Below are 25,172 nucleotides of genomic sequence, written 5' to 3'. Positions count from 1 at the left end.
CTAATTAACCCAACAGCGAAGGCAGCCATAATGAAATAGCTGGGACATAAGAAACCAGTAAAAGCACAGCAAGGTTACATAACAAGAAAGGCCAAATCGCTTTTACAATTGCCGTCATAGGCAATTCACTGATACCTGCGGCCACAAATAAACACACCCCAACAGGCGGCGTTGTTAAGCCGATAATCAAGTTAAGCACAGCCATCACACCAAAGTGAATGGGATCCATGCCTATGCCTTCCGCCACTTTCAATAACGTAGGGAATAGGATAATCAGTGCCGCGATGGTTTCCATAAAACCACCAACAATCAATAATACGATGTTGATAATTAGGATGACGACCAATGGGTTCTCGCTGATGCTAAAAATAGCACTCGCCAGCATTTGTGGAATTTGCTCACTGGTTAGAATCCAACCGAATAAATTCGCCATCCCAACCAATAACAGCAAGCTGGTAGAACTTAAAACAGTATCAACTAATAATTTAGGAAGGTTTTTCCAAGTCAGACCTTTGTAGACAAACATGCCGACAACAAAAGCATAAAGGCTAGCCATAATAGAAGCTTCAGTTGGCGTAAAGAGCCCACCTATGATCCCGTAAAGGATGATAAAGGTCATCAAAAGTGCCCAGAAAGCCCCTTTACCTACCGTAAAGATTTCCTTTAAGGTTGCGCGCTTTTCACGAGGGTATTGACGCTTCACGGCAATAATATACGCCGTCACCATCATAGCTAAACCCAACATGATACCGGGGACGACACCCGCTAAAAACATTTTGCCAACGGAAATACCGCTTAATGAACCCACAATAATCATCGGGACGCTAGGTGGAATAATCGGTCCAATCGTCGAAGACGCCGCTGTAACGGCGGCGGCAAAAGGTTTGTCATAACCACTTTTCGCCATACCAGGAATCATCACAGCACCAATACTTGCCGTATCGGCAACGGCCGTACCGGAAATACCGCCAAAGATCATTGAGCCACCAACATTCGCTAGACCAAGACCACCACGAATATGACCTAATAACGCATTACTGAAGCGAATAATATAATCGGTGATATTACCCACGTTCATTAAATTACCGGCCAGTATAAACCCTGGAATACAGAGCAATACGAATGAATCCATACCGGCATATAAACGTTGAGGCACTATTGTTAAAGGGATTCCCGCCATCGTTAAATAGGTTAGTGAGGCAACCCCCAAACAGAAAACAATTGGCACACCCACAAGTAGTAATAGAAAAAACACGGCAAACAATAAAATGATTTCCATTATGAGGTTACCTCTTGATCATCTCGATCGAGCAATACAAGCACAACACTCATAAAGCTATAAAACGCCGTTAAGGCAAAGAAAAAACTCACGGATAAAAAAGCCCAATACATGGGGACTTCCAGAGCAGGAGAGGTTTGCCAACGCCCAACTTGCGCGTATTTAATTGCATACGGCAGAATATAAATGGCAAAGCTACCCGCCAAAAGGTGGCAAAAAATTTGATATACCTTGTTCCAGAATCTATTTAATGCACCTTGAAACAGTTCCAGCCGCACATGGCGATTATGACGAATCACCAACCCTGAGCCCATGACGATAAGATATACAAATAAATAGCGAGAGAGTTCTTCAGTCCAGATAGGAGAACTGGGCAACAAGAAGCGAGAGAAAACTTGCAAAACAACAACGGCTGCAATTGCCAGCAAAGCCGATACGGCTAATACAGAAAATACCCAATCAGCTATGCGCAATAACAATTGGATGCCGTATTCCAACTTGCCAATATAGCCTTTTGGGTTATTGGTTTGAGATGAGGTACTCATCGCACTTTTCTCCAAAAAAGGCCCGTTCTTGCTGGTCTACAACAAAAACGGGCGTTTGAAACGCATCTAGATTTTTTATAAAAAACTAGATCTTGTTATAAAGTGCAAGTTGCTCAGGTGTAAGCGATTCTTGTACTGCTTTTTGAGCCGCAGCTTTAAATGCTTCAAGATCTGGTTGCACAAACTCCATGCCACGAGACTCTAGGGTAGAACGCAACTTCGCTTCATCTGCTGCAAACATACCATGCTCATAACTTTGCATTTGCTTACCAGCTTCTAAAACAATAGCGCGCAAGTCTGCAGGCATGCTGTTTAGCTTGTCTTGACCAATTACCACATAAATCCAGCTACGAACGTGACCCGTCAAATTCACATATTTCTGAACTTCGTAGAAACTCGCGCTGTTAATCAAGCTAAGTGGGTTTTCTTGTCCATCAATCGTATTCTGCTGTAACGCAGTAAACACTTCACTAAACGCCATAGGAATAGGTTTGGCGCCTAATGCTTGCCACGTTTTCACAAACAAAGGAACGTTAGGTACGCGCAACTTCAAACCATCTAAGTCGCTTGGAGATTGAATTTTACGGTTAGATGTTAGATGACGTGGACCACGCTCAAACCAAGCAATAGGTTGTAGCCCGGTACGCTGAGTAATTTGATCCGTGATTTCTTTACCCACTTCACCATTAACCGCTTTTTGCAGTTGTTCTGAGCTAGTGAACGCATAAGGAACCGCCATCAAAGCCGCTTTTGGAGCCCAGTTTTGTAGCGACTCACCTGTTATAGTCATATCTGCTGTACCAAGCTGAATGCTATTGATCACCTCCATTTCTTTACCCAATTGCTCATTAGGGTAAAGCTTAACGTCGATACGACCATTGGATTGTGTTTCGGCTACTTCTTTGAATTTCAACGCGGCTTTATGCCAAATATTTTCTTCATTGGCAGGGTAGCCAAACTTCAAAGTAACATCGGCAGCGTGGGATAGACCCGCCATCAATATAGAAGAAATAACGGCGGCTTTTAGCATTGGTTTAATCATGGGGAACTCCGTTTTTATTGTTAGATTTATATTATGGGTTTATCAATCACTTACTCATCTCAACAAGCACTTTACGAGTGAGTTCTGGGTGGTTTTCCATTAACTGAATACCATCGCCAATGTCGTTTAACGCGATTCGATGGCTGATTAAAGCCAAAGGATCCAAACGGCCTGACGAAATCATTTCAAGCACTTGAGGAAAACGGCGGTTATTAAGGCGAGAGCCAACTATCGTCAGCTCTTTCTTAATCACTTCAATTTGCGCAAGATCGCTTGGCGTAGAGGTAAAGCCCAACAAGCCAATGCGTCCAGCAGGGCAGGCGATACGTAAAATTTCAGGTAGAAGAGCTGGAATACAAGCGGCATCGGCAATCAAAGGTACACCTTCACCGTTAGTCCATTCTTGGATACAGTCTTCTACTTTGTTTACTCGACTATTGATCACGTCCGTTGCACCAAGCGCTTTGGCTGTTTCTAAGCGCTCATCAACAATATCGGTAACAATGATGCGTTCGATGCCCATGGCTTTCGCCACTTGCACGATCGTCAGTCCAATCACGCCAGCGCCGTACACCAGCAAGGTGTCACCAGCAATCGGCTCCATGCGCGATAAGACATTCGTTGCAATAGAATACGGCTCAACTAATGCCGCTTGCTCAAGCGTGACATTATCTGGAAGCACTAATACGTTGCTTGCTGGTGCACTGGTGTATTCGCCAAAGCCGCCATTACGGTGTACGCCAAACACTTGCAATTTTGCGCATACATTAAAACGGCCAGCGCGGCAGGCATAACATTCGCCACAGCTAATAACAGGGTCGACGCAGACTTTATCGCCTACTTTAACGTGCGTAACGCCTTCGCCAATCGCTGCAACAACACCCGAAAACTCATGCCCTGTTATGCGGGGAAATTGAACAAATGGGTTTTGCCCATGAATAATGTGAAGATCAGATCCACAAATTCCGGCAAAGGCGGTTTTAATCAATACTTCACCAGCTTCTGCAACAGGCTGTTTGGTATCGATCAATGCATAGTCATTTACATTTGCTACTTGAAACGCTTTCATAGTTTTCTACCAATTCCACAAGGTGCCATCTTCTAGGCGGTTCACCGGAAGATAGGCTGGTTTATAAGGGTATTTAGCCGCAAGCTCTTCATCAATGTCGACACCGTGGCCAGGTACATCTCCCGGTGTAAAGAAGCCATCTTTGAACTCATACGCATGAGGGAAAACAAGATCCGTTTCCTTGGTATGCGGCATGTGTTCTTGAATGCCGAAGTTCGGCACCCAAGTATCAAAATGAAGCGCAGCCCCCATACAAATAGGGGAAAGATCCGTCGCGCCGTGGAAGCCTGTTTTAACATGAAATATTGACGCGAAATCGGCAATCCGACGAACATTGGTTATGCCACCAGCATGGGTAATGGTGGCGCGGATATAATCGATTAGCTGATTTTGAATCAACTCTTGGCAATCAGACAGACTATTGAAGATCTCACCAATCGCGAGCGGCGTTGTCGTATGCTTACGAATCAATTCATAGGAAGACTGATTTTCAACAGGCGTACAATCTTCTAGCCAGAATAAGTGAAATTTCTCCACTTCTTTACCCAAACGAGCGGCTTGGATAGGAGTAAGGCGATGATGTACATCGTGCAGTATATGCAAGTCTTCACCGAACTCTTTGCGTACAGCAGCAAAGAGCTCAGGAACATGATTAAGGTACTTTTCCGTCGACCATACATTCTCAGAAGGTAGCGCAGAATCTGCAGGCTCATAGGGTTTGCCCGCTTCTTTGGACACACCATAGGTCGTTGGTATACCTGGTATGCCACATTGCACTCGAACCGCTTTGTAGCCTAGTTCAACGTGCTTACGAACTTCCTCAAGACAAGAATCGATATCTAGCCCAGTGGCATGACCATAAACCATGACTTTTTCACGGCTTTTGCCACCCAACAATTGATACAAAGGCATACCAGCGAGCTTGGCTTTAATATCCCACAAAGCAACATCAACAGCGGCAATCGCCGTCATGCCAACAGGGCCTCGACGCCAATAAGCACCACGGTACAAGTACTGCCAAATGTCTTCTATTCGCTGTGGGTCTTTGCCAATTAGGGTAGGGATAACATGGTCTTCAAGATAAGAAACAACCGACTTTTCACGACCGTTAAGCGTCGCGTCACCAATGCCATAAACACCTTCGTCTGTTTCTATCTTTAATGTGACTAGGTTGCGACCTGGACAGGTCACTATTACTTTTGCAGATCGAATTTTCATAAACTACGATACCTAATTATTTTTTTTGGTATGCCAAATACCTATTATTTTGACAAAATAGCTGAAAAATTCACGCCTAACAAGTAGAAAAGACAAAATTGGCATACCAAATCACAATTCCCTGCCACTGAATTGATTAAAATATCGACTTTAAGTACAGCTTGCGTAAAAATGGCATACCAGATTATTGATAATGAAAGTAACTAAGAATCCTCCTATGGCAGAACGACTCTACAGAGAAATTGGCGAGAGCATTAAACAAGAAATTGCAAAATCCACAATGAAGATTGGTGATAAGTTACCAACGGAACGTGTTTACGCAGAATTATTTGGCGTCAGCAGAACCTTGGTAAGAGAAGCCTTCATCATGCTGGAAATTGAAGAGCTGATAGAAGTTAGAAAAGGCTCAGGCAGTTATTTGAAAAATAGTCTCTCTTCTTTACAGGCCATTGCTCAGGTCTCGGATGTCGGTCCGTTTGAGCTATTGCAAGCGCGTCAAGAGATTGAAAGCTCAATTGCCGCCTGCGCAGCACCAGTCATCACTAAACATGACCTACAAAAACTGCAGGATATTCTAGATATCGAAAGTGCAGAATTAGAAATTGTTGAAAAAGCCAATAGTGCGGATCGAGACTTTCATCTCTCTATCGCTCAAGCAACTCAAAATACTGTCTTGCTTGATACAGCGACTCGCTTATGGGATATGAAAGATGGCAATCCTATGTGGAAAAAACTCCACGCTCGCATACAAGACACGTCATATCACGATCAATGGTTAGACGATCATAGAAAGGTACTCGTTCAGCTGCGCAAACGAAATGCAGAGGGAGCAAGACAAGCCATGTGGCAGCATTTAGAGAACGTTAAACAAACCTTATTTAAGCTGTCAGATACGGAAGCCCCAGATTTTGATGGCTACCTTTTTGCTCAACCGCATAATTAGTTATACGGTTGAGGTTTGCTACATGTTTCGAGCTGTGTCAAAACCTCTAATACGGTGCCGAAATGAGTTCTTCAACGGTTTGATGCAACACTTTCAGGAATAATTCACGAGGTTTATTAGGCTGAGTGGTTTTCTTACAAATCACCGCAACACCTAAGGTGTAAGAGCGGTGTTCAGGCGCGACAGCAACAATTTTCCCAGACTCTATATAAGCCGCTGCATAGCGTTCTGGCAAAAAGCCGATATAACGACCGGATAAGATCAGCGCCAGACGACTGTCATAAAAATACGAAATCGCCGTGAGGTTCATTCCTGAAATTTGTTCACTGATCGCTTCGTGCGGCTTTAATCCCGCGTGAGTCGCTGGAAATTGGTTAACCTGTTCGTTCTGCTCTTCGGCAGACATCAGCGCCAAAGGATGATCCTTACCACAGTACAGATAACAATCGTCGCTGTATAAATGCACGTAACTTAGTCCGTCCAGTTTACGATGATAAGGAATAAAGCCGATATCAGCCTCGTCATTCAAAATCATGCGTTCAATGTTCGACATGGAGGACACGTTAGTAGTGATCGATACTTCTGGCGCTTCAGTGGAAAAACGCTGAATTAATTCAGGGAAGTGACTACGCGGATCTAAACTCACTTTGTCAGAAAGCGCGAGGCGAAGCTTTCCCGTCAAGCTGGCGTTTAAGTTATTAACCGTGGTTCGAAACGCGTCTAATGATTCGAGTAAGTTCTCGGTCATTTTATAAATGATGACGCCTTCTTCCGTCAGAGAAAAACCACCACGGCCACGCTTACACAAAACAAGATTCAGACGGGCTTCTAGATTAGAAATATGCAGGCTAATGGTCGATCGACCAATATTAAGAGAGGTTTCTGCAGCCGAAAATCCACCGCAATCAACGACGGTTTTAAAGACTTTTAACTGTTTGATTTCATAATCACCGACCTGTCCCAGTGAATAATTTTTAACGCTCATTGCCTCTCCCCACCTGTACTAACCTAATCGTCGCAATTTAAGTTCGTTGATTCTCTAACTTTACATTGATTTAAGCTACTTTCATCCCCCTTTCTGCTTCTTTAAGGTAAGAGATGTCGGCTACCGCAGACAAAATGCCTTCATGACGGCGTTTTGTGCATTCAGGATGATTCGTATCCGCATGGTTATACCCTGAAATGATTTGGCAATGCTCTTAAGTTAACAACTGGATACAGGCCTTTCATTTCGTTCTTCCAGCACGTTATTTTGGCCTGTTTGTCTTACTTGATAAACAGGCCTTTTTTGTCGTTTTGATTGCTTGCCCTTCTTTTTAGAAAGGGGTTTAAAGGAGGTTATATGTCTATCGCGTTATCCGTTCGTCAGAAGCTGATTGCTATTGTGGTGTTGGTCTGTATTGGTTACGCAGGCTTTGGAGCTTATTCCATTTATAACTTATCGCAAATGTCCAGAGCCTCAGACGATGCCACCGAACTAAGCAGACTCACCAGCGAAGTCAAAGACGTTGAAATTGCCCTGCTAAAATTTGAACGCGAAATGACCACTCTCTCCCCTGATAACATTGATGCGATCAGCGCAACATTAGCGGATATCAAACATGCCACTTCTACCGGGTTCAGCATTCGAGCGGATTTACTCGATACCCAAGGTAAGACTCTCTTAGCAAACAGCCAAGCTCTACAGCCTAACTATTTATCCGCGCTTGAAAACAACCTGCAAAACTTAACGACACTTGGGTTAAGTAGCAACACTGGCGCACTGGGTCACTTGAATCAATCTGCACAAGCGTTAGCGGAACAGCTCAAATCATTAGCAAGTTTTGCCGCCAGTTTCAAAGAGGTGAGGGCGAAAGAAAAAGACTTTCTGGCTTACAGCGATGCGACACACCAAGCAGACCTTCAGACCGCGATTCAAACGCTCAAGAACAATGTTAATAACATCGGCTTTGGCGATGTCTTCGGCCCAATGATTCAAACCTATGAAGATGCCTTAGCACCGGTTATTGCTCTCTCTATTGCCATAAAGGAACAACAACGCGAACTCACAACATTAAGCAATCAATACACGCAAGCCATGGATGAAAGCGCCTATTACCTGCAAAACACCTTACTGGCTAAGGCTCAAATACGTTCAACAGAAACAGCGACACAAGCCCGTAGTTCTTTGGTGATCGCCTGTATTGTATTGGCGCTGGTTATCGGTTTTATCTTGTCGACTGTGATTCGCTCTTTGAGTCGCAACCTAACAGCTGTATTAGCCGTATTAAAAGAGGTGGCGCAAGGCAAGCTTCGTTCCCGTCAACAGAACCAAGATTCCAGCAATCCAGATGAATTCCAACAGCTTTTTATTGCTTCCAACCAAATGTCCGATAGCCTGCGCTTATTGATCAGCCACTTAATTAATAGCAATGAAAAGCTGGTGCTCACGGCCGATGAGCTGGACAGCGGTATTCAAACCATCGTCAGCGGCAGCGAGCGTATACGAGATCGCAGTAACACTTTGGCTGCCTCTACAGAAGAAATATCTGCCACCGCAGATACAGTGCAGTCTATGACACAAAATGTGCAGAGCGCCGCCAATGTTGCTTATGAATCCGCAACCAGCGGTGTCACTGCCATGCGTGACGCCATGACCAGCATTAGCGATGTGGCAGACACTATTCAAGACACCAACGAACGAGTTGATCGTCTTGGTGCACTGTCTAAAGAGATTGATGTGGTTATTGAGCTCATCGTCGGTGTCGCAGAGCAAACAAGTCTATTGGCTCTTAACGCCGCCATTGAGGCTGCTCGTGCTGGGGAAGCTGGCCGAGGCTTTGCTGTTGTCGCCGACGAAGTTAAAACGCTTTCAGAGCAAACGGTCAAAGCATCGGGAAGTATTACAGAGAAAGTCGAAAATATTCAGAAAGAAACACAAACAGTCATTGATGCTATGACGCTGAGCCTTAAGAAAGTTAGCCGAAGTAAAGAGCAAGGTGAAAACGCTGTCACAACGATCCATCGAGTCGAGCAAAATACACTAGAAGCAATGAACCATACGCAGGAAATTACTCAAGCGATTAAAGAGGTGGCATTAACAACAGCACAAATGGCGCAAGATATGGACATCATTGCTCAGGATATAAAAGACAATCACGCCGCAACCCAATCTATCCAAATGGCGAATAAAAATGTTCATCATCAAACAAACGAATTAGCTCAACAGATACAAGGTTTTGACATCAATTAACGATTTTTAAAGCCTGCTTGAATGATCTGAAAAAATAACACGCCCCGCTTTGGGGCGTTTTTGTTATTGAACGTTATATTCAGATCTATATTTAGAAAAAGCAAAAAACATGCACGTTTTCAACACCATAGATCAATATTATTCACTATAATGATGCACTCCTTTCACCTAATATTTGCTCTGTTATGGTGCGTTACGCACGATTTTTGTGCGTAGAATTCCTTTAGTTAACTGATTTTAAAAGGCTTTTCACTTTTTTAATTGTTTGATAGCCACAAAACTTTAGATAGATTTTACGCGCTTTAATGGTGACAGCCTTTTTGAAAGTATCGAATACAAGGCGTCACAACAATAAAGACGTGACTTTTTTATGCACTTTTGCACTCGAGGTAGCTCAATGATTAAGACGATACTAAAAGTAAAAAAACGATTGGTTGTAAGCTCTCTAGCGGTAGCTCTTGGATTAGGCGCTGTCGCTTCTTCTGCTAACGCTGCGGATTATAACTGGCGCTTCGCCAACCTATACAGCCGAGGCTCTGCATTTGGTGCAGTGTATGAAGATTTAGCCAAAAACATTGAGACTATGTCTGACGGACGCATCAAGGTACAAGTTTTGTACGACGGTGAAGGTGTAGGTTCTTCTGGCATTTTTGGTGCCGTAAAAACAGGCCTAATCACCATGGGCGCGACCTTCCAATCTTTGAACGCGGGCGAGCTTCCAGCAGGCTTGGTTGAAATCGGTTTACCTGGCGGTACCAGTGACGTTGGTGAGCTAACGACTTTGTTCCAAGAAAAAGGCTGGGCTCCTATTCTTAAAGAAGCGTACGGTGCTCAAGGTCTAGTTTGGCTTGACCCTTACATTCAGCCAGCGGTTTACGTTATCACTAAGGAACCAATCAACTCTGTTGAAGACTTCAAAGGTTTGAAAATCCGTGCGCCAGGTGCATACGGCAAATTCCTACGTAATCTAGGTGCTTCTCCGGTTTCTCTTGCTTGGTCTGAAATTTACACCTCGCTATCTACTGGTGTAATCGACGGGTCTATTGGCTCTAACATGATCGACCACCGCGATGGTAACCACGTTGAAGTAGCGAAATACATGTACCCACTTCCACTAGCTGGTGCACAAGTGTTACCTATCATCGTAAACCAAAGCGCTTGGAACAAACTGCCAGCAGACTTGAAAGCGATTGTTAAAGCGGCGACAACTGTCCACGCTCAAGAGCAAATGACTAAGTCTAAACTTTGGGAATCTGAAGCGGTTGCTGATATGGAAGCAAAAGGCCTTCAGTGGAGCCCAGAGCCAAGTGCAGAAGACAAAGCAGCTTGGAAAGCAGCAGGTGCGAAACTTTGGGATGAGTACGCAGCAGCAGACAAATACAGCAAAGAGTTGATTGACGTTCTACGTAAAGAACAGAAATAATTAACCTAGCACTGACCAAAACGGCCTTCTTGATGAAGGCCGTTTTAGTTTTCCGATCCATCCTTACAGGTACAATACAATGATAATGACTGCGATTAGACGCTATTGTCTAGGCGTCCACGCATTGGTGGCGTTCATTGGGAATTCCGTTTCCTACCTAATGCCAGTATTAGCATTTGTCGTTGCTTTCGAGGTTTTCTCTCGTTACATCTTAGACAGTCCAACCATTTGGGCTTACGACACGTCGTTATTTATTTTTGGGTATATTGCGGCTCTAGGCGGTGCTTATGCCCAACAGCAACGCGCCCACATTAATGTCGACATTCTTTACAACAAAGTCTCTGCTCGAACCAAAAGCATATTTAACCTATTTTCATTCGCTCTCGCCATGTTCTTCATGATCATCGTCTGCAAAATGAGCATAGGTAAGTTTGAAGAAGCGCTCGAGTTTAACTACCGACGCCAAAGTGAATGGGCTCCTCAAATGCATCATTACTGGTTAATGATGGCAATCGCTAGCGTGCTGCTAATTTTGCAACTTTCCAGCGACTGGATTGATTCCTTACATCAAGCAATTACTGGCAAACCTTTATTGCCAAAAGCACAGACAGAGCAAGAGGAAACGGCACCATGATTAGTATTGAATTATTAACGGGCATTTTATTCGCCTGCATCATAGCGTCGTTTGCCTTGGGTGCGCCTGTTGGTTTAGCGCTTGGCGGTATCGCCATGGGCATAGGTTACATGACTTGGGGCGATGCGCTCTTTAACGTTATTCCCACTACGCTTGAGTCGACTCATTTTAGTTTCATCCTGCTGGCCATACCTTTGTATATTTACATGGGGCAATTGCTGACTCGCTCCGGCATTGGCGATGCCATGTTCAACGCCAGCCAAATGTTAATTGGTCGAGTGCGTGGTTCATTGGCCATCAGTGTGATTGTCGTGTGTTCTATGATCGGTGCCATGGTCGGTATTATCGGCGCAGGTATCATGACGTCTGGCAGTATCGCACTGCGTCCTATGTTGGAACGTGGCTACGACAAACGTCTAGCGCTTGGCGTGATTATGGCTGGCGGTGGCTTGGGTATTTTGATTCCACCCAGCATCCCGATGATCATGTTTGCTTCATCAACACAGAACTCAGTAGGGCGCATGTTTATTGGTGCCTTGATTCCTGCGCTGATCACCATCGTCTTGTTAATCACTTACGTGGTGATTTCTTGTAAGTTGAACCCTAAACGCGCGCCTATGGATGTGGTGCCAGAAGTTCAACCTACACCAAAAGAGAAGTTCCTCACCGCTCGCGATGGCATATTATCTCTGCTGCTGATCGTTGCAGTGCTTGGCAGTATCATCATGGGTATCGCGACACCGACCGAGTCCGGCGCAATAGGCGTTGTCGGCGCGATTGTATTAGCGATTTTATTTAAACGCTTTAAACCACGCATGGTGCAAAAGGCCGGTATGCAAGCGGCGTTGCTGGTCAGTGTCGCCATGTGGATTATTGTTGGCGCGTCGGTTTTCAGTAACTTCCACTTACTGATGGGCGTACAAAGCATGGTAGCTGGCTTTACCCAAGACTTGGGCTTGCCTCCAATTGTCGTCATCATGTTGTTCCAATTGATCATGCTGTTGCTAGGCTTCATTATCGATGAATTTATCATCGTTCTAATGTGTGCACCTATCTTCACACCGATTGCTGTATCGCTGGGTTACGATCCTATTTGGTTCGGTATCTTGATGATTCTAAACATTGAGATTGCTGTACAAACGCCACCTTATGGTTTTGCCTTGTTCTACCTAAAAGGCATCGCACCGCCAAGCATCACCATGTTGGATATCTACAAATCCATTACGCCATTTGTATTACTGAAACTTCTGGTTCTTATCATCGTAATGATGTTCCCTGAATTGGTAACCTGGTTGCCTAGCCAATTAATGGATGGTTAAAACAGGTACCGAAAGGGCACCCATATTAAAAAGGCGACTCAACTATTCGTGAGTCGCCTTTTTTGTTTAAGTTTGCTCGATTAGTTAATAGCGCTTCAAAATAATCGCAGCGTTGACACCGCCAAAACCAAAGCCGTTACACAGAACATAATCGACACTTTTTTCACGTGAAACCAATGGGATAAGATCCAAATCCGCCATGCTGTCTTCTGGATTTTCAAGGTTTAAGGTCGGAGGCAAAATGCCAGTGATTAACGCCTGAGCACTGAAAATGGTTTCCACGCCACCGGCAGCACCGAGCAAATGACCTGTTGCGGATTTCGTCGATGAAATCGCAACCTCTGTCACTTTTTCGCCAAACACGCGACGCAAAGCATTAATCTCTCCACGATCACCCACTGGCGTCGACGTAGCATGCGCATTCACGTAGCCAATTTGATCAGCTGAAATGCCCGCCATAGTCAGAGCCGTTTGCATCGCACGGGCAGCACCGTTGCCGTCTTCTGGGCCAGACGTTAAGTGATAAGCATCGCCACTGGTGCCATAGCCAACGATCTCTGCCAATGGTGTCGCGCCTCGTGCTAAGGCATGTTCAAGGGTTTCAAGCACAACAAGGCCAGCACCTTCGCCCATCACAAAACCTTCACGGTCTTTATCAAAAGGACGAGACGCTTTTTCAGGCGCATCATTTCGAGTAGAAAGCGCCTTCAAGGCACCAAAGCCAGCAAGGGACAAGGGATCGATGCAGGCTTCTGTACCGCCCGCCAGAGCCACTTTTGCTTCTCCCGTTCGCAACAGGCGCATAGCATCGCCAATCGCCTGTACGCCCGCCGCACAAGCGGTCACTGGCGTACCAATCGGTCCTTTGAAACCATATTTAATCGAAACATTACCCGCGGCAAGATTGGCAAGAAAGGCTGGCACTGTAAAAGGCGACAAGCGCCGCGCACCTTGTTCCGTTAAAACAGATTGCGCGTGAGTAATGGTTGGCAAGCCACCAATCCCCGTCGCAATGATGGTGGCGGTGGCTTCTTGGTCTTCAGCCGTCGTTGGTCGCCAATTGGCTTGGGTTAATGCTTCTTCGGCAGCAGCAAGAGCAAATAAGGTAAATAGATCAACGCGTTTGCGATCCTTAGGAGTCAAATAGTCCGATTCATTCAAACCGCTTTCTTGCTCTGTCTGGCTAGGAACTTGCCCCGCAATATGCGTATTTAGCCCTTCCGATAAGGTGGTTGGTAATGAGCGAATTCCAGATTCACCACGAACCAATCTATCCCAGACTGAAGCCACGCCTAAGCCCAGCGGTGACACCAAACCCATACCTGTAATAACAATGCGTTCTTTAAGCGACATGAGATAACCCTCTTAAGTTTCAGCAGAAAGAAAGTCACCATGCTAGGGTGAGTCTATATATGATCAAGATAATATTTAGAATCCGATTTATACTGAGATAGAAAGGAACTTACCTAGGAGGTTAAAAATGTCTTACACGCCAAGACACAAAGAACAAACTAGACAACGAATATTACAAGCGGCGGCAAAATTATTTTGCTCCCATGGCTTTGATCGCGTCACGCTGAATCAAATTATGAAAAAAGCCAACATGACGCACGGTGCCTTCTATGCGCATTTTTCTGGTAAGAGCAGCCTGTATGAAGCGGCCATGCAATTCGCTAGCTCCAACGCTTTTTGGGCGAGGGACGACAAACAGACCGAAGGAAAAGAAACCCATATCAAGGCACTAGTGACTCGCTACCTTAGCTGGGGACGAAATGACAAAGAACATCCATCACCATTGGAGTTTTTAGTAACTGATGCCGCGCACAAAGAAGAGAAAGTTCGCCAAGCCTACCAAGCGTGTTTTGATAGCCTAGTCGACCGTCTTGCAGGCATTCTGAAAAAGCGTGGTAGCCAAGAAGCCGAAGCACTAGCGGAAGAGACCGTGGTTTCATTAGTGGGAACCGTCGCCATCGCACGGTCTTTTGCGCAACCATTGCAAAGCGACTTTTTAAAACGCGCCCAAGAACGCATCGTCAGTCGACTCAACTGCGGATTAAAAAATAGCGAGCCAGTGGAAGGTTAGTAACTTAATTTTCATAAGGTGAATCAGGGAACGGGGTTAGAGACATTTCGCCCTTACCATCAAACAGAACGACAACATCTAAACCTTTTATCGGCGAATCAACGACCCAACCATTAGGGTCAGCACCTTCTTTACCGCTGCAATCAAAACGGTTGGAGGGGCAAAATAAGGAATATAATACTTGAATTCGCTCTTTTTCCACCAACACCTGCATGGAGCCATCTTTTCGTTCAAAGTGTTTATAATAGTTCTGCAATGTGCGAATCTTTTTCTCCGCCAATTCACTGTCGATGTCGGCGGAAATCCGGTAAAAATATTGAAAACCACCTTGTGGATATTTTTTTGCCCAATAGCCTTCTATGTGCTTAGGCACCCCCATACGACCGATGTCGGCACTGGCTCCGGGGTAGCCATTCACTGCGCCATAACCAAAGCCTGCGCCGCCGCCTAATACATCCGCGACACTAATTGTTCCCAAGCTGTATGGGCCATCTAAACTACCGCCATTGCCTATACTGGCGACATAAAAGGGTTTTTCTTCACACCCTGTGAGCATGAATACGGTGATTAACATGATGAATAACTTATTCATTGTCATAGATGTCTCTTGTTGGTGTGTTCAATGGGGTATTGGGTTGATACCCTATAAAGGCCTCTAGGTTAGCAATGCCGCTCACTTGGCCATTGATTGAGACAGTGAGCAATCTTGTTAAACAAACAACGGCTTAATTTTCATAAGGCGAATCTGGAAACGGGGTCAATGACATCTCGCCTTTGCCATCAAATAGCACGACGACATTACGTACCGACTCTGGTGCTTTTTCTACCCAACGGTTTGGATCGGCATTTGGCTTCGGTGTGCAGTCATCATAAGAAGGAGAGCAATATAATGTATAAAAAATCCTCACTCTCTCTCTTTCTACCAGCACTTGCATTGAGCCAGTTTTCCCTTTAAAAAACTGGTAATAATTCCTCAATGTCCGAATCTTTTTCTCCGCCAACTCACTGTCGATGTCGGCGGAAATTCTAAAGTACGTGGTTGTATCCTTGTCGTATTTAGCCCAAAAACCCTCAATATGTTTTGGTACTCCCATACGACCGATGTCGGCACTGGCTCCGGGGTAGCCATTCACTGCGCCATAACCAAACCCTGCGCCGCCGCCCAATACATCGGACACCGACATATCTCGAATACCGTATTGACCATCTAAACTGCCTGCATTGCCAATACTGGCGACATAGAAGGGTTTTTCTTCACACCCTGTGAGCATGAATACGGTAATTAACATGATGAATAACTTATTCATTGTCATAGATGTCTCTTGTTGGTGTGTTCAATGGGGCATTAGGCTGATAACGTTTAAAGGCCTCTAGGTTAGCAATGCCGTTTACTTGACTATCGATTGGGTCACTGCAACCGGGGTTAATCACACTATCATGAGAACGATGAATGCAGTTATTGGGGACTTCCGTCTGCCACTCTTGAGGAGAAATTTTCCCTAAAGGCAGAACCTCTAATTTACTCCATAATGCTTTTTGGGCAAGATTATTCTCATAATCATGGGGGAGCCTGTATTCCTTCTCAAACCATTCCACCCCAAATCGTTCTGCCTGTTGCTTCATTCGCTCTTGAGCCAATCCGGCAAGGCTGGCATCGATGGGCTGTAAACGATAAAAATAGAAGGTGTTGTCTTCAAGGGCAACCCACCCTTTCTGACCGTATTGAGCTTGGCATTCTGGTTCCCATTCCTTTTGCAGACGTCGTTGTTCCAACTCCGGATAATCCGCGATAGCACCTCGGTAATGGTTTTGATAATGGTCATAATTAAGGGGCTCCACTTTGACCAATTCGCGATTGTACGTACTGTTTACGGGGTAGCCAAAATGTGGGTGTAAATCATCTTTATAATATTGCTCTACAAAAGGATAACCACCGCCCACATCGGTGTGAGCCCCGGGGAAAATCTCTTCATAAAAGTTAGGCGCGAGCTGCCCACGGGTTTTCAAGGAGGTGAGAGGGAAGTTAATTCTGTATTCATGGCGAGCACAGATCTGCAACGCATGACCCACATCCGCCGAGTTGACGTGCAAGTTAAACACGCCATTGTCGTCATTGCCCGGCATATAGAAGGAACCCACCGTATCAAACAAGCCCAAAAAGCGCACACTGGCGCTGCGTTGGCTGTCCGCTTGGTAGCCCTCGTATGGGTTGTATTGATCGCCTTCTGTGGTGCCCAATAAATTCGGGGCAAGGTGTCTGGTATCTCTACCTGAACGGGGTTGGCTGTAGTCTGGTAAACCCATTTTCAAGGCATTGACGAAGTGTCGTGCTAACGCAGCTCCACGGCTAAACCCGAAGACATCAAAAGCGAGATGGGTAATGGATGAGTACTTATCCTTATCCTCCAAATCAGTAATGACACGCCTTAACTGAATAAGTAACGTCTGCCATTTCTGAAAGGCACCATTGTCATCGTAAAGACCCGTTGCACCAGACCAGCGACTTTCGTCTTTACCTTCGTCGATCATTTGGGGCGTTTGCCATACCCCATCTACTGTGCCGACTCCTGAGACATAAATTTTTGCCGATTCGCCTGTTTTTTCTGGGTAGGCTTCAAATAACCTAGCGATATTGGTACGGGACTTGTCGCCCTTGTCTTCTTTGTAGGCATCATTTTTGTTGTTTTGCCCTGTGCCATCGAAGAAGAGACCAATGCGCAAAATGCGCTCGGGTTTGACGTTGACTAAGGGTAAGCCCTTTTTGACCTTACGTTGTTCTAAGGGCAGAAGCGGCGCGCCATAGGCGAAAGTGAAGCGTTTTTTGTCACTGACGTAATGACTGTTTTGTGCGCTGTTGTAAGTGCTGGGGGCTTCGGGTGGCGTTTCAAAACGCTCAAACTCGACCGGCGCTTCGGCTGCATTTTGGTTTATGGTCAGCACATTGCCTACTTTTAGCGCGCTGGGGTTGGCATTGTAACTGAGATTCTGCTCAAGTAGTGCTTTGGCGGATAAGCCGTATTGGCTGGCGATGTCCGCCCAGGTTTCACGCTGCTGAGTCGCAGGATTGTCTGCCACGGTATGATAAATCAGGTTACTTTTGGGGGCCGCTTTTTGGTAAGCGTCTCGTGGTAATTCGGCGGTTTCGGAAGCCGCTAAAATGGCTTCGGGATCCAGCTTCACCGCGTGCTCGTCTAGCCAGTCGGTGGAAATTGTGTTTAATTCGTCATTCGTTAAGGAGTCGGTTCGATACAGTAAATGTTGGTCCGTAATCACCTGACCGGCCATTTTCCAGTAGATCAGCAAATAGAGACTGGTATGACGAAAGGCGTCTGTACTCTTGTTATCTGGCAAAGGCGTTAATGTGCCATCTTCCAGCCATTGGTATTTTTGAACCAGTTCGGTGCCTTTGAAATGGTACACATAACCCGCGGTCGCAAAGGCCAAACGCTCGCCGAATTGCACTTGCGGCATGACAGGAATAAAAGCGTCCCCGATTTTACCAGAGCCAATAGGCACCAAGTTCACGCCTTTACGAGAGATCCCCATGGCACGATTTACAGCATCAATTTGCAGGTGATGGGGATCTTTATTCGTGGTGGTGATGGTGTATCGCGTGCCGTATTGGGTTGGGGTCGCTTGCCAGTCACCTTTTATTGATTTGCTCTTAGTGTCATAGAGTGTCACGCTGAGCTCAACGGGATGTTGGGGCTTGTTCTTTGAAAAAGCGATTTCTAGATTGTATTCGGCAACAGGCTCGGTGGGATCTTGTGTAGAATCGCGCGTGGGAACAACGGGTTCAGGTGTGTAATCTGGCTCTTTGGCTGGATGTAGGTTACCTCGATGACTGTCTTCAGACGCGCCAGCCCCTTGTCCCATCATGTTGATACGTTGCGTTACTGCACCCAGCAATCCTGCTGCTACACTGTCTTTTGCATCGGAATTAATGCGCCATTCATTAGCACCAAATTTCTGACGCTCTTGAATCAGTAACGGTTTGGCGGGACGGTCGGTCAGCAGAGCGTATTCACCAGACTGGACCTTATCGATCAGTGTGGCGTTGCTCCAGCCTTTTGGGAGGGCGGGCTGCAACTCACGTTCATCAATGTGCGCTAAGTTACTACCTTCAACGTTCGCAAAATCCATTGCCATTAAGCTATCCAGCTTAATCAAGCGGTATGTCATGGACAAATCCTTGTCGCAGTTTATGAATGTTAATTATGTAGATTTTATTGGTTGCAGAGAAATGAATCAATTCCAATAGAAAATATTAAGACACAGATTGAATATATTGAGTTTTTTCACGTGAAACAATCAGATAAGACGTTTAGGTATAGGTAAGTAAAGGAGGGATATAGAAGAAGAGTAGTGCTTACTCTTCTTCGTTTTCTAGATACCAGTTCATCACATACGGGGCGAGTTCAGCACCCGATACAAAGAAGTGGCCATTAAGTAGGGTTTCTCTTTGGTTGTAACGAAACGGCTTTCCATCCGGGGTGACGAGCATGCCGCCCGCGGCTTCGATAATAGCTTGCTGAGCGGCGGTGTCCCATTCACTGGTTGGGCCACGACGCAGATGCAAGTCCGCAATCCCTTCGGCAATTCGGCAGCCTTTAATTGAGCTGCCTTTTGGCAGTTCTCGTACTTGCTCGTAGCTTTGCTTTAATTTGTTTTTTAGCGAGGCTGGAAGAGCAGGGCCGTGGCTACGACTGGTCATGGCAATAATAGGTTCGCGAGGCTCACGAACGTTGATGCGTTCGTACTCGTCGCCTTGCCATTTGAACGCACCAACAGGCAAATCTTGCCACGCTTTGGTCACGCCGAAATAACCTTCCGTTGTGGTTGGTAAATACACCACGCCAAGAATGGGCGCGCCATTTTCAACCAAGGCGATGTTGATACTGAATTCGCCATTACGCTTGATAAATTCTTTAGTGCCATCGAGCGGGTCTACGATCCATAACATTGACCATTTAGAACGCTCTTCAAACGTCACCACCCCCTCTTCTGAAAGAACAGGAATATTGGGTGTAAGTGCTTGCAAACCTGCTAGAATCACTTTATGTGCAGCGAGATCGGCAGCGGTCACTGGACTGTCGTCCCGTTTTTGCTCGATACCCAAATCGGCACGTTGATAAATATCCATGATCACATCGGCGGCATCGTGTATTATTTTTTGAAGAGCTTGGAAAATTGGGTGGTTATTTACGTCCTGCATAACAGCCTCAAATATGACAACAGAATAGGGTCAACGCATTCTTTATGAGTAAACCAGAAAAGCAGTCGGCACCACAAGCCGTTCGTTTAGATAAGTGGCTATGGGCCGCACGTTTTTTTAAAACTCGCTCACTTTGTAAAGACGCCATCGATGGCGGCAAGGTGACTTACAATGGAAGTAAGGGTAAAGCCAGTCGCAATGTGGAAGTTGGCGCCTTAATTGGTATACGTCTTGGCTGGGACGAAAAGATCGTGGAAATCAAAGCAATTAGCGAACAACGCCGTGGCGCACCAGAAGCACAATTGCTTTATGAGGAAACCCCAGAGTCGATCGCAAAACGTGAAAAACGCGCCCTAGAAAACAAATCGTTTGGCGGCCGGATTATGTCCGACCACAAGCCGAATAAAAAAGAGCGCCGTGATATTAAGCAATTAAAGAAAGATATTTTTAGCGATATTTAATCGCTGGCTGTCTAGAAATCACGGCCTATCAAGAGTGTCACTTTGAAAGCGAGAAGGTCTGCAACGTTTACTTAACAACGACAATAAAGACCTTCTCGATTCTCCACACAACCATACAGCTCCAATTCCATTAGCACCTGCATCATCAGCCCCGCATCCATTTTGCTTTGCCGAATCAAGGCATCAAAATCCATTGGTTGCGCTTCTTGTTCCATCATAGCAATAACGGCCTTGGCATTCTCCGAGGTAGATTCCGGTAAAGCACGCAGCTGATTCGATACTAGAATAGGGGAGCTGTCCACCGCCAGATGTCTATTTGTAGATTGCGATCTTGTATTATCCTTGCTTGCGCTAGCCGAGCTCTTTAGCAGTGGAACAGAAGAAAGCGCTGAACACTCAGCGAAGATATCATCCACATGGCGAACTAAAGTCGCACCTTGTCTCAGTAGCTGATGACAGCCTTCTGATTTGGGATCCGTTAAACGCCCAGGCAAGGCGAATACTTCTCGGTTTTGCTGGATGGCATAACTGGCACTGATCAAAGAGCCACTTTTTACCGATGCCTCAGATACCAATACACCCATACTCAAACCGCTGATGATTCGATTACGCGGCGGGAACAGGTGAGGGCGAGGACTGGTTGATAGTGGGTATTCACTTATTAATGCGCCATCTTGTTCTAGAATCTCTTCAAACATCTCACGATTATGATGTGGATAACGGTGAAATAAGCCTGTTCCCATGACGGCAATGGTGGGCGTTGTTTTGCTGTATAAGGCCCCTTGATGGGCGGCGGTATCAATTCCCATCGCACCACCACTGACCACGCAAATACCACGAGCGGACAATTGCTCAGCGAATTGAAAGGTGGCATCTCGGCCATAGCGTGAACACTTACGCGCACCCACAATGCCAATTTTCGGAAACGCCAACCCATCTGGGTTGCCTTCCACATACAGGAAGGCTGGCGCCACGGAAATTTCTTTTAACGCTTTTGGGTAGTGCTCATCTTCTTGCAGTACTAAGTGATGGTTGGCGTCTTCTAGCCATGCTAGCGATTCATCACGTTTGGTTTCTTGCTCCTTGCTAAGGGTGCCGTTGGAAAAGTATTCCATGGCCTGACATGCAGTAATGTCTGGCCACTTTAAAGCGGTTAACAAATCATGAGAAATGGTTGCTGTTGAAGTCTCGGTAGCAAACAAGGATAAGGTTTCAGCGTCATCTGTTGGCTCAGGGTGATCAAGCTGACTAAGGTAAGTATAAAGACGAGAGAGTCGAGACGGACCGATTCCCGATAAGAGACTGAGGCATAACCAATCGGTTTTGGACAAACCTGTGGTGTTATAAGTCGACATGTTAATAGCTTCCTTACAAATGAATTTTGAGCATTCCTTGCCCAAACGAATAATAAAAACACCAAGCTGAGAATAAATAGTCTCAGCCTATTGGGGCTATTCAATCATATTGACCAAAAAACCGCCACGAGAAGACTGCTCAATAGCCAGACTTGCGTTACAATAGAGTCAATGAAAAGAGTAGGAGAAAGTGTCTCCGCTCATGAACAAAGACACATCGTTGGAAAAGATCATGGCTGTTTTAACTGTACTTGAATACCCAGACAAACGCTTACGCAAAGTTGCGGAGCCTATTACCGAATTTACTGATGAGCTGCAAACTAAAATCGACGACATGCTAGACACCATGTACGACGAAAATGGTTTGGGCTTGGCAGCAACACAGGTGGATTATCACTACCGCCTTGTTGTGATGGATTTTTCTGAAGAACGTAACGAGCCGATCGTTTTTATCAACCCTGAATTTGAAGTATTAGACGAAGAACCAAACGAGTTCCAAGAAGGCTGTTTGTCTGTGCCAGGTTTTTATGAGCACATTTATCGTGCGGCTAAAGTGCGCGTCAACGCATTAGATCGTCACGGCAAAGCTTTCTCTTTAGAAGTCGACGAGCTAATGGCGGTTTGTGTGCAACATGAAGTCGATCACCTTGATGGCAAATTGATGGTTGATTACTTGTCGCCATTAAAGCGCAACCGCATCAAAAGCAAACTAGAAAAAGCCCACAAACTGGCTCAGAAACAAGGTTAAGAAGAACGCTCTTTTTGACCCAAAGAACATTGATACTCGAATGATAAAATCAGGCTTTGGCCTGATTTTTTGTTAAGGAACCGTTATGCCAACCTCACCACTTCGTATCGTTTTTGCTGGCACACCCGAATTCGCAGCGGCTAGCTTACAAGCAGTCTTAGACTCCAAAACAGAAAACCAATATGAGATCGTCGGCGTTTATACTCAGCCAGACCGCCCAGCAGGCCGAGGCCAAAAATTGGTTCAGAGCCCAGTTAAGCAACTTGCTATCGCCAACAACATTCCTGTTTATCAGCCACTAAACTTCAAGCTGGATGAAGACAAAGAACAGCTGGCGGCTTTAGAGGCGGACATTATGATTGTCGCTGCGTATGGCATCATTCTTCCGAAAGTTGTTTTGGATACACCCAAACTTGGTTGCATCAATGTTCACGCTTCCTTGCTGCCTCGTTGGCGTGGAGCGGCACCTATTCATCGCTCTTTGATTGCAGGTGACAGCGAAACAGGCATCACCATTATGCAAATGGATGTGGGCTTAGATACGGGTGACATGTTGTTAAAAGCGCACTGCGATATTAAGCCAACAGACACGTCTGCAACACTGCATGATCGCCTAGCAGTGCTTGGTGGTAACGCCTTAATTGAGGCGTTAGAGAAATTGAAAGCTGGGACGTTAGTGCCTGAGCCGCAAGACGAAAGCCTTTCTTGTTACGCAGCAAAATTAACCAAACAAGAAGGTGATGTGAATTGGGCATCGTCTGCGGAATTGATCGAACGCCAAATTCGCGGCCTATCGCCATGGCCTGTGGCTTACACCAACAGCATTGCTGGCGTGATGAAAATCCATGCCGCGAACATTGCTAGCGTGAGCGACGAAGCTTCCACACCCGGTGATATTTTAGTTGTCAGTAAAGAGGGCGTTATTGTTGCAACAGGACAAGGTTCTATCCTCATTACTGAAATCCAGTTTGCCGGTGGCAAGCGCATGAAAGTTCAAGACGCACTTAACGGCAAACATAAAGCCGCCCTAGAGATTGGCCAACGTTTTGGTCTTAACGAGCAAACAGCATGAATCAAAAAGATAGCGCGCCATCCATCCAACACAGTGCAAGACAAGTCGCGATAGAAGTCATTACCAATATTTTACTTCAACAAGGTTCGCTCAGTACTCAGCTTGCTCGGCACCAAGCGGATGTAGCAAGTGAACACATCCCCTTATTAAAAGAACTATGCTTTGGCGTTTGCCGACAGTACCCAAAACTAAACAGCATCGCCTTACACTTATTGGCTCATCCTTTTGAAGAAAAGGACACAGATTTATATGCAACCTTACTTCTAGGCTTATACCAATTAAGCTACATGAACACACCAGATCATGCAGCCGTTAACGAAACGGTAGAAGCGTGCCGACTGCTTAAAAAAGACTGGGCAACCAAATTAATGAACGCCGTTCTTCGACGCTACCAACGCGAAGCTGACGATATTATTGCAAGCCTTGAATCGACACCATCCGTTGAATACAACCAACCAAAGTGGCTGCTAAAGCGTTACATTAAGCATTGGCCAGAGCAATTTGAAGCCATTGTTGATGCCAGCAATACTCATCCACCCATGTGTATTCGAATTAATGAAAGCCGAGTTTCACGTGAAACATACCAAGAGCAACTTAACGAATTAGGTATAAAATCCTATCCGGGCGACTTCTCTACATCGGCTCTGTACCTTAAAAATGCAGTGCGCGTTGGCGAGTTACCTAGTTTTGAAGAAGGCTTTGTCAGTGTGCAAGATGAAGCGGCTCAATTGTCAGCGCATATTCTAAATCCGAAACCCGGTGAAAAAATATTAGACGCGTGTGCTGCTCCAGGTGGAAAAACAGGACACCTATTGGAAAAAGGCAATGGCATCGACTTAACCGCTGTTGAGCTAGAACCTTGGCGAATGGAAAAAATCGAGTCTAACATTGAACGCCTAGGCTTTAATAATGCGAACTTGATTTGTGCTGATGCTGGCGCGACGGATTCGTGGTGGGATGGTGAGCAATTCGACAAAGTACTGCTAGATGTACCTTGCTCTGCCACAGGCGTTATTCGCCGAAATCCGGATATCAAAATTAATCGCAAACCAGCAGATATTGATGAGCTGGTGCTTATCCAGCGCGAAATACTGAGCAAGGTTTGGGGGACGCTAAAATCAGGCGGCTACCTGTTATACGCAACCTGCTCATTAATGCCTGAAGAAAATGAACGTCAGATCCAACACTTTCTTGAGCACCAAACAGACGCAAAAGAAGTTGCGATGAATACTTTGGCTCCCGAATTCGCATTAGAGTGGGGGATTCCTGTGAGTCATGGTCGGCAGCTATTTCCGACCATTGAAGGGCACGATGGCTTCTATTATTGCCTGCTGAAAAAATCCTAGCCAAACTCTAGCCAAGCCAAAGTAGGCACAGACAGGTCATTGTTGTAATAGAAAATTTATAGAAAGCCCGGTAATTTGTTTCACATGGAACACAGATTACTGGGCTTTTTTCTGGAAAAAACAGGTTGTCACTGACAGAGCCTTTTCGCCATTTCGTTACTCTGATCGTTACCAAAACATGTCTTAAT

General features: G+C 45.6%; 22 protein-coding genes. 10 read left to right on the top strand and 12 right to left on the bottom strand.

Translation table 11 applies throughout. The features are described from left to right. Window positions 1-4: 4 nt before the first annotated feature. The 5 genes from C1X04_RS00260 to manD all read right to left on the bottom strand — a co-directional run bounded on the left by C1X04_RS00260 (window position 5) and on the right by manD (window position 5,153). On the bottom strand, window positions 5-1,279 hold the full coding sequence (locus C1X04_RS00260) for a TRAP transporter large permease (RefSeq protein WP_137168848.1): 1,275 nt from the start codon (window positions 1,277-1,279) through the stop codon (window positions 5-7). Continuing rightward, entirely contained in the window at window positions 1,279-1,824 is a 546-nt protein-coding gene (locus C1X04_RS00255) for a TRAP transporter small permease (RefSeq protein ID WP_110576338.1), read from the bottom strand. The genes C1X04_RS00260 and C1X04_RS00255 overlap by 1 nt, the downstream gene beginning before the upstream one ends. Window positions 1,825-1,909: 85 nt before the next feature. Then, complete coding sequence (locus tag C1X04_RS00250) at window positions 1,910-2,866, bottom strand: TRAP transporter substrate-binding protein (RefSeq protein WP_110576336.1); 957 nt, start codon at window positions 2,864-2,866, stop codon at window positions 1,910-1,912. A 46-nt stretch (window positions 2,867-2,912) separates the two neighbouring features. After that, a complete protein-coding gene (locus tag C1X04_RS00245; protein WP_110576334.1) occupies window positions 2,913-3,935 on the bottom strand; it encodes a Zn-dependent oxidoreductase in 1,023 nt (340 codons plus the stop codon). A gap of 6 nt (window positions 3,936-3,941) precedes the next feature. Continuing rightward, the gene (gene manD / locus C1X04_RS00240; RefSeq protein WP_110576332.1) at window positions 3,942-5,153 is read right to left on the bottom strand and encodes a D-mannonate dehydratase ManD; all 1,212 of its coding nucleotides are present in this window, start codon (window positions 5,151-5,153) and stop codon (window positions 3,942-3,944) included. Between the two features lie 217 nt (window positions 5,154-5,370). Between manD and C1X04_RS00235 the strand changes: the two genes are divergently transcribed. Beyond that, the gene (locus C1X04_RS00235; RefSeq protein WP_110576330.1) at window positions 5,371-6,096 is read left to right on the top strand and encodes an FCD domain-containing protein; all 726 of its coding nucleotides are present in this window, start codon (window positions 5,371-5,373) and stop codon (window positions 6,094-6,096) included. 46 nt (window positions 6,097-6,142) lie between these two features. On the opposite strand, the gene C1X04_RS00230 is transcribed toward C1X04_RS00235, so the two are convergent. Beyond that, window positions 6,143-7,081, bottom strand: coding sequence for a LysR family transcriptional regulator (locus C1X04_RS00230; RefSeq protein WP_110576328.1), 939 nt, complete (start codon window positions 7,079-7,081; stop codon window positions 6,143-6,145). A gap of 357 nt (window positions 7,082-7,438) precedes the next feature. On the opposite strand from C1X04_RS00230, the gene C1X04_RS00225 reads away from it, so the two are divergent. The 4 genes from C1X04_RS00225 to C1X04_RS00210 all read left to right on the top strand — a co-directional run bounded on the left by C1X04_RS00225 (window position 7,439) and on the right by C1X04_RS00210 (window position 12,704). Then, window positions 7,439-9,328: a methyl-accepting chemotaxis protein gene (locus tag C1X04_RS00225; RefSeq protein WP_137168847.1), complete on the top strand. Its 1,890-nt coding sequence runs from the start codon at window positions 7,439-7,441 to the stop codon at window positions 9,326-9,328. Window positions 9,329-9,725: 397 nt separating this feature from the next. Next, window positions 9,726-10,751 (top strand): TRAP transporter substrate-binding protein, encoded by a 1,026-nt coding sequence (locus C1X04_RS00220; protein ID WP_175404868.1) that lies wholly within the window; start codon window positions 9,726-9,728, stop codon window positions 10,749-10,751. Between the two features lie 79 nt (window positions 10,752-10,830). Then, the gene (locus C1X04_RS00215; protein WP_110576324.1) at window positions 10,831-11,385 is read left to right on the top strand and encodes a TRAP transporter small permease subunit; all 555 of its coding nucleotides are present in this window, start codon (window positions 10,831-10,833) and stop codon (window positions 11,383-11,385) included. Further along, window positions 11,382-12,704 (top strand): TRAP transporter large permease subunit, encoded by a 1,323-nt coding sequence (locus C1X04_RS00210; RefSeq protein ID WP_217494985.1) that lies wholly within the window; start codon window positions 11,382-11,384, stop codon window positions 12,702-12,704. Before C1X04_RS00215 ends, C1X04_RS00210 begins: the two co-directional genes overlap by 4 nt. 84 nt (window positions 12,705-12,788) lie before the next feature. Here C1X04_RS00210 and fabF read toward each other — a convergent pair whose 3' ends face one another. Further along, window positions 12,789-14,057, bottom strand: coding sequence for a beta-ketoacyl-ACP synthase II (fabF, locus tag C1X04_RS00205; RefSeq protein ID WP_137168846.1), 1,269 nt, complete (start codon window positions 14,055-14,057; stop codon window positions 12,789-12,791). A 127-nt stretch (window positions 14,058-14,184) separates the two neighbouring features. On the opposite strand from fabF, the gene C1X04_RS00200 reads away from it, so the two are divergent. Next, window positions 14,185-14,787, top strand: a complete 603-nt coding sequence (locus tag C1X04_RS00200) for a TetR/AcrR family transcriptional regulator (protein WP_137168845.1) — start codon at window positions 14,185-14,187, stop codon at window positions 14,785-14,787. A gap of 4 nt (window positions 14,788-14,791) precedes the next feature. Here C1X04_RS00200 and C1X04_RS00195 read toward each other — a convergent pair whose 3' ends face one another. The 4 genes from C1X04_RS00195 to cysQ all read right to left on the bottom strand — a co-directional run bounded on the left by C1X04_RS00195 (window position 14,792) and on the right by cysQ (window position 20,002). Continuing rightward, on the bottom strand, window positions 14,792-15,379 hold the full coding sequence (locus C1X04_RS00195) for a hypothetical protein (RefSeq protein WP_137170673.1): 588 nt from the start codon (window positions 15,377-15,379) through the stop codon (window positions 14,792-14,794). Between the two features lie 133 nt (window positions 15,380-15,512). Next, on the bottom strand, window positions 15,513-16,100 hold the full coding sequence (locus C1X04_RS00190) for a hypothetical protein (protein ID WP_137168844.1): 588 nt from the start codon (window positions 16,098-16,100) through the stop codon (window positions 15,513-15,515). Next, window positions 16,087-18,969, bottom strand: coding sequence for a DUF2235 domain-containing protein (locus tag C1X04_RS00185; RefSeq protein WP_137168843.1), 2,883 nt, complete (start codon window positions 18,967-18,969; stop codon window positions 16,087-16,089). Before C1X04_RS00185 ends, C1X04_RS00190 begins: the two co-directional genes overlap by 14 nt. 187 nt (window positions 18,970-19,156) lie before the next feature. After that, window positions 19,157-20,002: a 3'(2'),5'-bisphosphate nucleotidase CysQ gene (gene cysQ / locus C1X04_RS00180; protein ID WP_137168842.1), complete on the bottom strand. Its 846-nt coding sequence runs from the start codon at window positions 20,000-20,002 to the stop codon at window positions 19,157-19,159. A 44-nt stretch (window positions 20,003-20,046) separates the two neighbouring features. On the opposite strand from cysQ, the gene C1X04_RS00175 reads away from it, so the two are divergent. Continuing rightward, window positions 20,047-20,463: an RNA-binding S4 domain-containing protein gene (locus C1X04_RS00175; RefSeq protein ID WP_110576310.1), complete on the top strand. Its 417-nt coding sequence runs from the start codon at window positions 20,047-20,049 to the stop codon at window positions 20,461-20,463. A gap of 71 nt (window positions 20,464-20,534) precedes the next feature. Here C1X04_RS00175 and dprA read toward each other — a convergent pair whose 3' ends face one another. Next, window positions 20,535-21,818, bottom strand: a complete 1,284-nt coding sequence (gene dprA, locus C1X04_RS00170) for a DNA-processing protein DprA (protein WP_137168841.1) — start codon at window positions 21,816-21,818, stop codon at window positions 20,535-20,537. A gap of 232 nt (window positions 21,819-22,050) precedes the next feature. Here dprA and def point away from each other — a divergent pair, with 232 nt between their 5' ends. From def to rsmB, 3 genes are all read left to right on the top strand, one after another. Next, window positions 22,051-22,566 (top strand): peptide deformylase, encoded by a 516-nt coding sequence (gene def, locus C1X04_RS00165; protein WP_110576562.1) that lies wholly within the window; start codon window positions 22,051-22,053, stop codon window positions 22,564-22,566. 85 nt (window positions 22,567-22,651) lie between these two features. Further along, window positions 22,652-23,638 carry a methionyl-tRNA formyltransferase gene (fmt, locus tag C1X04_RS00160; RefSeq protein WP_137168840.1) on the top strand — a complete coding sequence of 329 codons (987 nt, stop codon included), beginning with the start codon at window positions 22,652-22,654 and terminating at the stop codon, window positions 23,636-23,638. Beyond that, window positions 23,635-24,984 carry a 16S rRNA (cytosine(967)-C(5))-methyltransferase RsmB gene (gene rsmB / locus C1X04_RS00155; RefSeq protein WP_137168839.1) on the top strand — a complete coding sequence of 450 codons (1,350 nt, stop codon included), beginning with the start codon at window positions 23,635-23,637 and terminating at the stop codon, window positions 24,982-24,984. Before fmt ends, rsmB begins: the two co-directional genes overlap by 4 nt. The last annotated feature ends 188 nt before the right edge of the window (window positions 24,985-25,172 follow it).

The sequence above is a fragment of the Marinomonas sp. FW-1 genome (assembly GCF_005222245.1).
GTDB lineage: Bacteria > Pseudomonadota > Gammaproteobacteria > Pseudomonadales > Marinomonadaceae > Marinomonas > Marinomonas alcarazii.
The sequence above is the reverse complement of the archived record's forward strand: the minus strand, read 5'-3'. Positions and strand labels throughout refer to the sequence as shown.

Excerpts from the sequence above, each read along its gene's own strand:
- def (WP_110576562.1), top strand. The coding sequence starts at position 22,051 with ATGGCTGTTTTAACTGTACTTGAATACCCAGACAAACGCTTACGCAAA.
- fmt (WP_137168840.1), top strand. The coding sequence starts at position 22,652 with ATGCCAACCTCACCACTTCGTATCGTTTTTGCTGGCACACCCGAATTC.
- C1X04_RS00220 (WP_175404868.1), top strand. The coding sequence starts at position 9,726 with ATGATTAAGACGATACTAAAAGTAAAAAAACGATTGGTTGTAAGCTCT.
- C1X04_RS00260 (WP_137168848.1), bottom strand. The coding sequence starts at position 1,279 with ATGGAAATCATTTTATTGTTTGCCGTGTTTTTTCTATTACTACTTGTG.
- C1X04_RS00195 (WP_137170673.1), bottom strand. The coding sequence starts at position 15,379 with ATGAATAAGTTATTCATCATGTTAATCACCGTATTCATGCTCACAGGG.
- manD (WP_110576332.1), bottom strand. The coding sequence starts at position 5,153 with ATGAAAATTCGATCTGCAAAAGTAATAGTGACCTGTCCAGGTCGCAAC.
- C1X04_RS00235 (WP_110576330.1), top strand. The coding sequence starts at position 5,371 with ATGGCAGAACGACTCTACAGAGAAATTGGCGAGAGCATTAAACAAGAA.
- fabF (WP_137168846.1), bottom strand. The coding sequence starts at position 14,057 with ATGTCGCTTAAAGAACGCATTGTTATTACAGGTATGGGTTTGGTGTCA.
- C1X04_RS00210 (WP_217494985.1), top strand. The coding sequence starts at position 11,382 with ATGATTAGTATTGAATTATTAACGGGCATTTTATTCGCCTGCATCATA.
- rsmB (WP_137168839.1), top strand. The coding sequence starts at position 23,635 with ATGAATCAAAAAGATAGCGCGCCATCCATCCAACACAGTGCAAGACAA.
- C1X04_RS00190 (WP_137168844.1), bottom strand. The coding sequence starts at position 16,100 with ATGACAATGAATAAGTTATTCATCATGTTAATTACCGTATTCATGCTC.
- C1X04_RS00175 (WP_110576310.1), top strand. The coding sequence starts at position 20,047 with ATGAGTAAACCAGAAAAGCAGTCGGCACCACAAGCCGTTCGTTTAGAT.
- C1X04_RS00250 (WP_110576336.1), bottom strand. The coding sequence starts at position 2,866 with ATGATTAAACCAATGCTAAAAGCCGCCGTTATTTCTTCTATATTGATG.
- C1X04_RS00230 (WP_110576328.1), bottom strand. The coding sequence starts at position 7,081 with ATGAGCGTTAAAAATTATTCACTGGGACAGGTCGGTGATTATGAAATC.
- C1X04_RS00255 (WP_110576338.1), bottom strand. The coding sequence starts at position 1,824 with ATGAGTACCTCATCTCAAACCAATAACCCAAAAGGCTATATTGGCAAG.
- C1X04_RS00215 (WP_110576324.1), top strand. The coding sequence starts at position 10,831 with ATGATAATGACTGCGATTAGACGCTATTGTCTAGGCGTCCACGCATTG.
- C1X04_RS00225 (WP_137168847.1), top strand. The coding sequence starts at position 7,439 with ATGTCTATCGCGTTATCCGTTCGTCAGAAGCTGATTGCTATTGTGGTG.
- C1X04_RS00245 (WP_110576334.1), bottom strand. The coding sequence starts at position 3,935 with ATGAAAGCGTTTCAAGTAGCAAATGTAAATGACTATGCATTGATCGAT.
- dprA (WP_137168841.1), bottom strand. The coding sequence starts at position 21,818 with ATGTCGACTTATAACACCACAGGTTTGTCCAAAACCGATTGGTTATGC.
- C1X04_RS00185 (WP_137168843.1), bottom strand. The coding sequence starts at position 18,969 with ATGACATACCGCTTGATTAAGCTGGATAGCTTAATGGCAATGGATTTT.
- cysQ (WP_137168842.1), bottom strand. The coding sequence starts at position 20,002 with ATGCAGGACGTAAATAACCACCCAATTTTCCAAGCTCTTCAAAAAATA.
- C1X04_RS00200 (WP_137168845.1), top strand. The coding sequence starts at position 14,185 with ATGTCTTACACGCCAAGACACAAAGAACAAACTAGACAACGAATATTA.